This window comes from Kineosporia sp. R_H_3, assembly GCF_002198675.1.
GTDB lineage: Bacteria > Actinomycetota > Actinomycetes > Actinomycetales > Kineosporiaceae > R-H-3.
The window spans coordinates 113,109-123,966 of record NZ_MWLL01000085.1 but is presented as its reverse complement, the minus strand read 5'-3'; the positions used below and the strand labels follow the sequence as shown (position 1 = coordinate 123,966).

10 protein-coding genes are annotated in these 10,858 nt (G+C 69.8%); 6 read left to right on the top strand and 4 right to left on the bottom strand.

The window, feature by feature from the left end; all coding sequences use genetic code 11:
• Nucleotides 1–321: 321 nt before the first annotated feature.
• Together ECOMGDLI_RS06640 and ECOMGDLI_RS06635 are read right to left on the bottom strand one after the other, a co-directional pair.
• Entirely contained in the window at nt 322–756 is a 435-nt protein-coding gene (locus ECOMGDLI_RS06640; protein WP_088315302.1) for a DUF3592 domain-containing protein, read from the bottom strand.
• Between the two features lie 100 nt (nt 757–856).
• Nucleotides 857–1,327 (bottom strand): nitroreductase/quinone reductase family protein, encoded by a 471-nt coding sequence (locus ECOMGDLI_RS06635; RefSeq protein ID WP_088315300.1) that lies wholly within the window; start codon nt 1,325–1,327, stop codon nt 857–859.
• Nucleotides 1,328–2,073: 746 nt separating this feature from the next.
• On the opposite strand from ECOMGDLI_RS06635, the gene ECOMGDLI_RS06630 reads away from it, so the two are divergent.
• From ECOMGDLI_RS06630 to ECOMGDLI_RS06605, 6 genes are all read left to right on the top strand, one after another.
• On the top strand, nt 2,074–3,699 hold the full coding sequence (locus tag ECOMGDLI_RS06630) for a GspE/PulE family protein (RefSeq protein ID WP_198954613.1): 1,626 nt from the start codon (nt 2,074–2,076) through the stop codon (nt 3,697–3,699).
• An 81-nt stretch (nt 3,700–3,780) separates the two neighbouring features.
• A complete protein-coding gene (locus ECOMGDLI_RS06625; protein WP_198954612.1) occupies nt 3,781–5,097 on the top strand; it encodes a type II secretion system F family protein in 1,317 nt (438 codons plus the stop codon).
• An 8-nt stretch (nt 5,098–5,105) separates the two neighbouring features.
• Nucleotides 5,106–5,573 carry a type II secretion system protein gene (locus tag ECOMGDLI_RS06620; RefSeq protein WP_088315296.1) on the top strand — a complete coding sequence of 156 codons (468 nt, stop codon included), beginning with the start codon at nt 5,106–5,108 and terminating at the stop codon, nt 5,571–5,573.
• Nucleotides 5,567–6,139 carry a prepilin-type N-terminal cleavage/methylation domain-containing protein gene (locus ECOMGDLI_RS06615; RefSeq protein ID WP_233153343.1) on the top strand — a complete coding sequence of 191 codons (573 nt, stop codon included), beginning with the start codon at nt 5,567–5,569 and terminating at the stop codon, nt 6,137–6,139. Before ECOMGDLI_RS06620 ends, ECOMGDLI_RS06615 begins: the two co-directional genes overlap by 7 nt.
• Nucleotides 6,136–7,710, top strand: coding sequence for a hypothetical protein (locus ECOMGDLI_RS06610; RefSeq protein WP_088315292.1), 1,575 nt, complete (start codon nt 6,136–6,138; stop codon nt 7,708–7,710). The genes ECOMGDLI_RS06615 and ECOMGDLI_RS06610 overlap by 4 nt, the downstream gene beginning before the upstream one ends.
• A gap of 129 nt (nt 7,711–7,839) precedes the next feature.
• Nucleotides 7,840–8,196 (top strand): competence type IV pilus major pilin ComGC, encoded by a 357-nt coding sequence (locus ECOMGDLI_RS06605; protein ID WP_088315291.1) that lies wholly within the window; start codon nt 7,840–7,842, stop codon nt 8,194–8,196.
• Between the two features lie 653 nt (nt 8,197–8,849).
• Here the strand turns inward: ECOMGDLI_RS06605 and ECOMGDLI_RS06600 are convergent.
• Together ECOMGDLI_RS06600 and ECOMGDLI_RS06595 are read right to left on the bottom strand one after the other, a co-directional pair.
• Nucleotides 8,850–9,986: a type IV pilus twitching motility protein PilT gene (locus ECOMGDLI_RS06600; protein WP_198954611.1), complete on the bottom strand. Its 1,137-nt coding sequence runs from the start codon at nt 9,984–9,986 to the stop codon at nt 8,850–8,852.
• A gap of 148 nt (nt 9,987–10,134) precedes the next feature.
• Nucleotides 10,135–10,809: a VOC family protein gene (locus tag ECOMGDLI_RS06595; protein ID WP_198954610.1), complete on the bottom strand. Its 675-nt coding sequence runs from the start codon at nt 10,807–10,809 to the stop codon at nt 10,135–10,137.
• Nucleotides 10,810–10,858 lie beyond the last annotated feature (49 nt).

Here is a 10,858-nt window from a genome sequence, read left to right as displayed (position 1 = left end):
GAGTGTCAAGGATCAACCGAAACAGATCCGTCAAGCATCAACCGAAGGTCCACAGCCCCACAGGTCCCCGACCCTCGCTCTCCCCGGTCCTGGGCCGATCGGCTCATGTGCCCGGGCTGGAGGGTCGGCTAGTCACGACAGGGTGACGCAGACAGCACGGTGCCCAGTGTGCGAGGGGCAGGTCCGAGACCTCGGGCTGCAGGAGGTCGGTGGGTACAACGAGCCGTCGTTCGTGCGGCGGAGCGAGTGCGCGGACTGCGAATGGGTCAGCGTCGAGACCGTGCGCAGGCCGGCCGGGTAGGTCGTGGGCGGGAGCGCGTGTCAGCGGGCCCCGCCCCAGACGAGGATCGCGAACTCGGCGGCCGCTCCCAGCGTCACGAGGAGCGGGATGCCGGCGAGGTGGGTCAGGGCGAGCGGGATCCGGGACCTGTCCGCGTCGTGCGGGTCGTCGGGGTCGTAGTAGATGCGGATCTGTCGCCCGGGCTGCGGCGGGATCGTGCTCCAGGTGCGGAGCCGGACGTCGTCAAGGGTCGTGCCGTGCGGCGTGGTGAACTGCACGATCGTCCAGTCGTGGACGGTGACGTCGCCGTCGACCTGCTCGGGGACGGTCCGCACGACGGTGGCGAGCGCCGTCCGGCCGCGCAGGCGCAGCCGCAGGTGCCGTGCTGCGCTGGTCGCCAGGGCGGTGCTGATCGCCAGGACGAGCAGTCCGAGGCACACGGCGATCGTCAGCCGCACCAACGAGTCCCGGTCCACGAGCGAAGGGTCGTCCGGCCAGGCGACGGGACGGCGAACACCGGGTGAAGAAGGACGCTGCTCGTGCGGTTTCGTCGTCCGTCGGGACGGCGACCGGGACCTAGGACTCAGCCACCCGCTCCAGGACGACCACCGCGGTCTCGCCGGGGCGGCGGCGGGCGTACTCGTCGAGCTGCTGGTCGTACTGTCGTTGGCGGTCCCAGAGCCGGGCGCGCTCGGCGCCCGTGGCCCGGCGGGCGAGCACCCGCCGGGTGCTGCCGTCGGCGAGCTGGACCCGCGCCTCGGGACGGGCCTGGAGGTTCAGCCACCACTGCGGCTCCTCGGGACCCCAGCCGTTCATCGCCAGCGTGACGAGGTTCGTGCCGTCCTCGAAGTACCCGAGGATCACCGACCGTTCCTCGCCGCTGCGCCGCCCCACCACGGTGAGCCGGAGGGCGCCCCACTTGTCCGCCGTCGGCGGCCACAGCCCCCGTCGTCCTCCGGTCAGCCGGAACCACGCCCGGTGCGCCTTCCAGAACGTCCAGATGAACCAGCGCGGCGGGAGCCATGCCTTCGAGTCCTTGGCTGCCATCACACATCTCCTCTCGCGTCGCGGGCCGGTTGCAGGGCCGTGACGCCGGGACCGGCAGGGTGCTCACGGAGCATGGCGACTCCCAGCCACGCGAGCCATCCGATGAGGCCCAGCCCGTTCACCGACATCAGGGCCACCGAGCCCAGCAGGACCGGAGGGTCGGGCCCGGCGACACCTGCCCTGCGGCACCATCGCCCCCGACACCAGCGGACCGGCTACCGCTACACCTCCGTCGTACCGGGCGGACGTGATCGCCACCAGGGTCGAACGGCACCGTGATCGCGTCATGGCCGGGATCGACCACGACCGTCGCCTGTCGTGATGCCCGCCGTCCGCCGGGTGGCCACCGCGTCGACGAGAACCTGGACCATGGTCACGAGGAGTCACTGATTGAAGACATTCAATCGACCGAAAGTCACTGCCGATCTCGCCGGGTGAACCTCCACGGGGCGAACGGGGGATATCGCTGGTTCCGGCGGGATCCTCAAATGCACCGTGTGAGACTGGCGAGGTCGTCTCGGGGGCAACGGGCATGACGGGCGAGCTGGAGTTGGCGTATGAGGTTCGGACGGTCGAGCGCGGGCAGGACCGCCACAGACAGCCCGGAACGGGGAGAGACGGTTCCGCCCCAGGGACGTGACGTCCGCGGCGGCCACGCGCCGGCGACTGCGAACGGGGCACCGGTCGCCCAGTTCGGCATCCTGCTGGGCGAGCTCTTCGTCCGTAACAGCGTCATCAGCCCGGCCGTGCTCAGCGACGCCCTCATGCGCCAGACCGGCTCGGGCCAGCGGATCGGCAGCATCCTCGTCGACCTCGGCGTCATCGACGAGCGCGACCTCGCGCACGGCCTGGCGCAGCAGGTCGGTCTGCAGGCCGTCGACCTGAGCCGGACGACGCCCGACCCGGTCGCCGCCGAGATGCTCGGCGAGAGCAAGGCCAGGGGGCTGCAGGCGATCCCGATGGGGATCACCGAGGACGGCACGGTCCACGTCGCGCTCGCCGACCCGTCGCCCGACGTCGCCGAGGAGGTCCTGCGCTCGATCGACCGGCCCGCGGCGCTCTACGTCGCGACGGAGAGCGAGGTGCGGCGGGCGATCGACTCGACGTTCCGTGCGCTCACCGGCGTCGAGGACCAGGTCGCGGCGTTCACCGCGACGACCGACGTTCGCACGACGGTCAACCGCAGCGACGTCGAGGACCAGGCGGACGACGCGCCCGTCGTCCGCGTCGTGAACCTCGTCATCACGCAGGCGTTGCGGGACAGGGCGTCCGACGTCCACATCGAGCCTCAGGACGGCCGGGTGCGGGTGCGGTACCGCATCGACGGCGCGCTCCACGACGTCCTCACGCTGCCGGCCGAGATGGGCCCGGCGGTCGCCAGCCGGCTCAAGATCATGGCCGGGATGAACATCGTCGAGCGGCGCCGCCCCCAGGACGGCCAGATCGCCACCTCCGTCGAGGGCCGGGACATCGACATCCGGGTCGCGACCATGGGCAACGTCTGGGGCGAGAAGGTCGTCCTGCGGATCCTCGACAAGAGCCGCTCGCTCTTCCGGCTGCGGGACCTCGGGATGCCACCGGCGACGCACGAGACGTTCGCGAAGATGATCCGCTCGCCGTACGGAATGGTCATCTGCGCCGGCCCGACCGGCTCGGGCAAGACGACGACGCTCTACGCGTCGCTCTCCGAGGTCAACACGGTCGACAAGAACGTCACGACGATCGAGGACCCGGTCGAGTACGTCTTCCCGTCGATCAACCAGATCCAGATCAACGAGCAGGCGGGCATCACCTTCGCGGCCGGGCTGAAGTCGATCCTGCGCCAGGACCCCGACATGATCCTCGTCGGCGAGATGCGGGACGTCGAGACGGCGCGGATCGCCGTCCAGTCGGCGCTGACGGGCCACTTCGTGCTCTCGTCGCTGCACGCGACGGACGCGGTGTCCGCGCTGTACCGGTTCCTCGACATGGGGATCGAGTCGTTCCTCGTGGCGTCGTCCGTCATCGGCGTCGTCGGCCAGCGGCTCGTCCGCAAGATGTGCACCTACTGCCGTGTCCAGTACCAGCCGACGCCCGAGGAGTACGCCTTCTACGTGGAGGCCGGCGGCGCCGAGAAGCACCGGTTCTTCGCCGGTGAGGGCTGCAACTACTGCTCCAAGACCGGCTACTCGGACCGGGTCGGTGTCTACGAGCTGTTGAGCGTGACCGAGGAGATGCGCGAGATGATCGTGCACCCTGACCCCTCGCACGACGACATGCGACGCCTCGCGGTCAGGCAGGGTCTCGTGCCGCTGCGCCAGGGCGGGATCGGGCTCATCGAGCAGGACGTGACGACGATCAGCGAGATCGTCCGTTCGATCTACATGCTCTAGCGCACCCGGGGCGTCGACGGCAGGACCGCGGCTGTTTCAGCACGGACCAATATCGCAACACACCGGAATCAAACCTCGACGATGTGTGACCATCGCGTCGGTCGAACGGTGGAAATGGCTGAGGCAGCCGTAACGCACGATCCGGGCGGGCGATATCCGTGCGGGGCACGACGAGAGGACGGCAGGGGCATGCCGAAGTTCGCCTACGTGGCGCTGGCACCGAACGGGGTGCAGGCGACCGGGGTCCAGGACGCGCCGACGATCGCGGCTGCCCGGATGGCGCTCGTGCAGCAGAGCCTGCGGGTGCAGAAGATCGAGCCCAAGAAGTCCTGGACGCAGATCGAGCTGACGCCCAAGCGGATCAAGCCCGCTGACCTCATGCACTTCAGCCGGCAGATGTCGGCCTTCCTGCGAGCAGGGATCCCCATCCTCGACGCGATCCAGGTCCTGGGCGAGGAGAACGACAAGCCGGCGGTCCGTCGTGTCCTCGCGGCGGTGTCCGATGACCTCCGGTCCGGGCGCACCCTGTCGGAGGCGATCGACAGGCACCCGTCGGACTTCCCCGACTGGTACCGCGGGATCCTGCGTTCGGCCGAGCTCACGGGCAGGCTGGACGACGTGCTCGACCAGCTGTCGCAGTACATCGAGCGTGATGTCGAGGCGCGCCGCAAGATCAAGGCCGCCATGACGTACCCCGCCGTGGTCTTCGTCATGGCGATCGGGACGATCGTCATCCTCAGCGTGTTCGTCCTGCCGAAGTTCGAGGACTTCTTCTCCAGCCTCGACGCGCAGCTGCCGGTCACGACGCGCATCCTGCTGGCGACGACGCGATTCCTCGGCGACTGGTGGTGGCTCGTCGTCGCGGTCCTCGGTGCAGTGGTCCTGGGCGGCTGGGCCGCGACGTTGACCAGGACGGGGAGATACGTGTGGCATGCGTTCCTGCTGCGGATCCCGGTGATCGGAGAAGCGATCCGGTACAGCAAGGTCGAGCGTTTCACGCGGATGCTCGCCTCGATGGTCTCTGCCGGCGTACCGCTGCCGCGCGCGCTCGAGGTCGCGACGAGCAGTCTGAACCACCTCGTCTTCGAGCGTGCGCTGAACGGCGTGCGCCACGCCATGCTGCGAGGCGGAGGACTCGCCCAGCCCATCGCCGCAACCCGGCTCTTCCCCGGGGTCGCCGCCCAGATGATTCGGGTGGGGGAGGACACGGGCACCTTGGACAGCCAGCTCGAGGTAGCCGCAACCTTCTACGAGCGTGAGCTCGACTACAAGATCAAGAAGGTCACGACGATCATCGAACCCGTCGTCATCATCGTCATGGGCGGACTGGTGGGCTTCGTCGCCATCGCGCTCGTCTCGGCGATGTACGGGATCTTCCGCACGGCCAACCTCGGATGACGCCTCATGTGCCGGCAGAGCGCCGCCGCGAGGACAGGGGAGAGAGCCTGATCGAGCTGCTCGTGTCGGTGGCCATCCTGGGCATCACGGCCTCCTCCATCCTCGGCGCCGTCATGATCGCGTCGTCCTCGTCCACGCTGGACAGGCGCGCGGTCCAGTCGCAGAGTCTGCTGAAGTCCTGGGGCGAGTACGTCGTCGACCAGGCGAGCGCCGCGTACACCGCCTGCATGGCTGCCTCGTCGTCGACCCTCTCGTACGCGGCGCCGCCGCTGCAGGCCCTGCCGACGGGTTTCACGCCGTCGGTCGTGTCGGTGGAGTACTGGAACGGCACGACCTTCGTCAGCGGGACCTGCACGACCACGGACGACGCCGGGGCGCAGCGGGTCAGACTGCGGATGACGGTCGCGGACGGCGCGTACCCCGGCGTCGTGAACGACTACTGGGTCACCGTGCGAAAGCCGTGCACGACATGTTGAGCCAGCAGCGGTGGCCGCAGGACGACGGGTTCACTCTCATCGAGCTGATCGTCGCCATCGCCATCCTCGGTGTGGTCGTCGTGTCGATCACGGGAGTCCTGTTCTCGGCGATCACGGCGAACAACTCGACCCGCGACCGGCTGGACTCCACCCGCAGCGAGCAGTTCACGGCGACGTACTTCGCGGACGACGTCCAGTCCGCCGACGCTTCAGGCGTCGTCACGAGCGGTGCCGCGCAGTGCGGGACCTCGCCGCTCTTCGTCGAGTTCCGCGGGTCCAGCTACGTGCCCTCGAGCCCGACCACGTCGCGGATTGTCGTGACCACCTACGTCCTCCGGCCGACGACGGTGAACGGCGTGGCGGCCAGGGAGCTTCACCGGCTCTCCTGCGAGGCGAACGCCGGAGCGCTCACTCCGCTCACCCCGGCCCGGGACGTGGTCGTCGCCCGAGCGCTCGCGGACAGCACCCCGGCCTCTCCGACCGTGTCGGGTTCGAGGGTCTCCGTGGCGCTGACCCGGCTCGACGGCGGCACCTTCACGTTGGTCGGAGAGAGGCGGACGACGTGACCGGGACGGCGCGCAGACGACGCCGGAACGACGACGGGGCCTCCCTGATCCTCGTCATGATGTTCGTCATCGGCGTGGGACTTGTCGTCGGATCCCTCCTCGCTTACACGAGCGTGGGGATCACGTCCGCGACCAAGACCCTGGCCGCCAACCAGAGTTCGGCAGACGTCGCAGGTGCGCTCCAGCTCGCGGTGAACGACGTCCGGCACAGCGGCTACTTCAACGACCCGACGTACAACGCCAAGTGCTTCGAGTCGGGAGCCCACGACGGCGCAGGGACGAGCAAGATGTACCCCGCGCCATCCGGCGGCGTCGTCCAGGTGAAGTGCTCGCCGGACCCGGCCGGCGGCTCGAGTGGGAGCCTCGTGGAGTCCACGACCACGGTGCAGTCGCAGCAGGCCCTGCTGACCTTGGCCACCGGACAGACAGGCATCGTCGACAGCGGCAACAACCCGTTGCGCATCAACGGGTCTGTCTACTCCAACTCGGGGATCAGCGTGCCCACCGGGAGCAACTGCCCGGCGGCCTGGCCTCCGCCGTCCGCGACGACCAACTGCAACGGGTTCTACGTGGGTGGCGCCACCAGCACCATCACTGCTGAAGGCTCGTGCGCCGGCACGGTCTATCCGCAGGCGGGAGTGGCCGTTGCACGTTCGTGCAACGCGACATCGCAGACCGTCGGTACCGACCCCGGCCTCGTCCACCCGGCCGAGTTCCAGGCGCCGACCGCACCGACCGCCGCCCCCTCGCCCGCGGCGCCGACCAGCTGCAGCGGATCGGTGGTGCACTTCTACCCGGGGCTCTACACCTCCGCGACGGCGCTCAACAACATCACCGCGTCCAACAGCTGCAAGAACAAGGTGTTCTGGTTCCACCAGGGCGTCTACGCGTTCGACTTCCAGGACAGCCCGGCGTCCAAGCGTGTCTGGAAGCTCGCCGTCCCGAGCACGTTGGTGGCCGGAGCAGCGACGACGCCGTCGAGCGCTGTGCCCGGCCAGTGCGTGGCGCCGCAGACCGGTGGTTCGACCGCGGGCGCCCAGTTCATCTTCCAGGGGACCAGCCAGCTGGAGATCTCCGACGGCGGATTCGAGATCTGCGCGCCGTACTCCGCGTCGACGCTTCCGCTCAAGGTGCCCATCGCGTTCTTCGGGGGCGGGGGCGCTCCCGGGCCGGTCGTGAGCGTGACGTCGACCGCCGCCGTGAACCCCACGGTCTTCGTCCAGGGGTGGACCTACATGCCGGCGGCCTCGGTGTCGGTCAACCTCAAGAAGGCCACCAACACGGTGTTCAAGTACCCGGTGGTCGTCAGCACGATCGACCTGAACATCAGTCCCAACAGTGCGACGTCACTCCCGGTCATCGACCTCGGGACGCCAGCCACGCGTCTGGTGGTCGCACCGACGACGGTCTTCCTCACCGCCTGGTCCTGCGCCTCGCCCACCGACGCACCGACGACGGCGACCTGCTCCGTCCTGGGGCGGGCCAAGGTCCGCTACACCGACAACTGCCTGACCCCGTGCCCAGCCGGGCAGCGCTCGGTCAGTGTCCTCGGCTGGAAGCTCGAGCGGTGAAGGACACATGACGCTTCCCGTCCGTTCTCGGCCCCGGTCGAGCCGCGGACGGGGCAGGGACCTCGACGCCGTCGAGCCCGGATCCACCGACAGCACGTCCGTACGAGTCAGAGAGAGCAGGAACCTTTCATGCTGCGTCACAAGATCCGCGAGGCCCGCCAGGAGGGGTTCACCCTCATCGAGCTCCTCATCGTCATCGTCGTGCTCGGCATCCTCGCGGGCATCGTCGTCTTCGGCGTGAGCACCTTCCGTGCGGACGCGCAGACGGCGGCCTGCAGCGCCGACCAGAAGACCGTCCAGGTCGCGTCCGACGCGTACAACGCTGCCAAGGGAACGTTCGCGACCGGGATCGGGACGGGCACGTACAACGGCACTCCCGCCGGCACGACGCTCGTCAGCCAGGGGTACCTCAAGGCCGCGCCCACGGGGACCACGCTCGGCTACGCAGCGGGGACCGGGACGGTCACCATCACCTCGTGCCCGTGATCTGAGCCCGGTCGAAGGGTCCGGAGGGGGTGCGCCTCCTCCGGACCCTTCGACGTTCCACAGTCCAGAGTCGTTGTTCGGCAACGAGACTCGGCGAGGTGCGATGGGCGCGTGCGCCCGTCGGCGAAGGGCTGATCGTGCTGACACGCACTGGCCAGGTGGAGGACACGCCGTACCAGGGGTGACTCGCATCAGCGCACACGGGCTACCGTCGCCGCCCAGTCACGACCCGCGCGAGAGCCCGGTGACTGCCCGTTCCGCAGTCCTCGGAGGGGCGTGGGCCCACCGTGTCGGGCTCGGGGGAGCCCCGAGCCGACAGGGGGACCTCCAGCATGCTGCGTCGCGCGCTCAAGAGGGTTACCGCCGTCAGGCGCGTGGACCCGGGTCGTGTCCGACGACGCCTACCTCGGCACGTTCACCGTCACTCGGACGCCCTGCGCGACACTCACGACGCAGACGACGACGTCCGGGGTCACGATCGTCGGCGAGCGCTGCCCTGTGTGCGGGCGGTTGGCGGTGCAGGTCGACGGCATGACGGTCGCGACCGTCGACACCTACGCACCGACGCTCGTGCCGCGCGCCACGCTCGTCGACCGTCGGGTCGCGAACTGGCCGCACACCGTGCGCCTCGTGGCCGCGCCCGCTGCGGGCCGTCAGTACGTGTGGACCTGCTGCGGGCCCTGGAGGCCGGGCACCATGCCCTGGGCCGCGACAGGCGACACCAGCGGCCGCTCGATCTCGCCCGGGAACAGCGACCGGGCGGTCGCCTCCTCGTACGTGACGAACCCCGTCCGCACCAGCTCGCCGAGCGACTGCTCGATCGTCTGCATGCCGACGTTCATCCCCGTCACCAGCTGGTTGCGCAGCTGGTTGGTCTTGCCCTCCTTGATGAGGTTGCGCACCGGGCCGTTCGCGACGAGCACCTCGTGGGCGGCGACCATGCCGCCGCCGAGGCGGGGGACGAGACGCTGGTAGACGACGCCGGTCAGCGTGCTCGCGAGCTGCACGCGGATCTGCGGTTGCTGGTCCGCGGGGAAGACGTCGACGAGACGGTCGACGGCCTGCGCCGTGTCGTTCGTGTGCAGGGTCGCGAGGACGAGGTGGCCGGTCTCGGCCAGGGTCAGGGCGAAACGGATCGACTCGAGGTCGCGCATCTCGCCGACGAGGATGACGTCGGGGTCCTCGCGGAGCGCGCTGCGCAGCGCGTGGGCGAAGGACTCGGTGTCCTCGCCGACCTCGCGCTGGCTCACCGCTGCACGCTTGTGCTCGTGCACGTACTCGATCGGGTCCTCGATCGTGAGGATGTGGACCGCGCGGTTCTCGTTGATGACGTTGATGATCGAGGCGAGCGTCGTCGACTTGCCGGAGCCCGTCGGGCCGGTGACGAGGACGAGACCCTGCTTCAACGCTGCGAACTGCCGGACGGCGGCCGGGATGCGGATGTCGTCGAAGCCGGGGATCTGCCGGGGGATGATCCGCAGGGCGACCGCGACGTCGCCGCGCTGCCGGTACGCGTTGCCGCGGATGCGTGCGGTGCCGCGCCAGGAGAACGAGAAGTCCACCTCGGAACCGGCCGCGAACTGCTCGCGCTGCTTCTCGCCGAGCAGGAGGTCCACGGCCTGGGCGGTGTCCAGCCCGGTGAGCACCGCGGTCTCGCGCACCGGGTGCAGGTCGCCGTCCACCCGGATCAGCGGCCGTGCGCCGGCGGTGAGCAGCAGGTCGGTGCCCCGGGCCTGCCACAGGGTGGCGATGAGGCTGTCGATCCCGGGGGGAAGGTTCGCGTCGGACACATTCGGAGACTATCCGGGCAGTGTGCAGGCCGGGCCCGGAACGATGACGGCAGCCCCAACGGCCCACCGCGCCGGAACGGCGCGGGAGCGCGGTGGCGGGCAAGGGGGCGGACGGCGTGCGGGCCCCATCGCCCGAACGGCACATACGTCACGAGGCGGACGGCGCCACCTGGGTCATGAGGGCGAGGAGGTGGCCGTCCGGGTCGCGGAAGAAGGCCATCCACTCCTCGGTGCCGTCCGGGTGCGTGAAGATCCGGTGCGGGGCGCCCTCGAACACGACACCGCGGATGGTGAGCTCGTCGACCGCGGCGTGGATGCCGGGCACCCGGAAGTAGAGGATCGACGGCTCGCCGCCGGAGCCCTCGAAGGGGGAGAGGAACAGCCGGACGCCGTCGCAGTCGAAGAACGCGAGGTCACCGGCGGTGAAGAGGTGCGTGAGACCCAGGACGTCCCGGTACCAGGCCACCGAGGCCGCGGTGTCACGGACGTGCCGTGCCACCTGACCGATCGGGCCGAGCTGCAGGCCGCCGCCCGTCGTCGCGTCCGCGACCGCATCGTCCACGACCGTCCTCCTCGCCTTCGCCCTCGCACCGGCGAGCGCGCTGTCCGCCGGGATCCCGTTCCAGGCCCGCACCGCGTCACGATCGGCGAGCCCGAGCTTGTCGCGCGCCGAGACGACGAGCGCCTTGACCGCGTCGCGGCTCACGCCCCGCCGGCGGGCGTGGTCCGCGTAGGACATGCCGTGCCGCACGGCGTCGACCGCGTCCCACTCAGCAGGCGTCAGGACGTCCGGATGTCGCGGACGTCCCCGGGGCTTCGTCACGCCGACGACGCTAACGCTGCGGCGCGCGATTTACCCTCCCCCGGGGCAG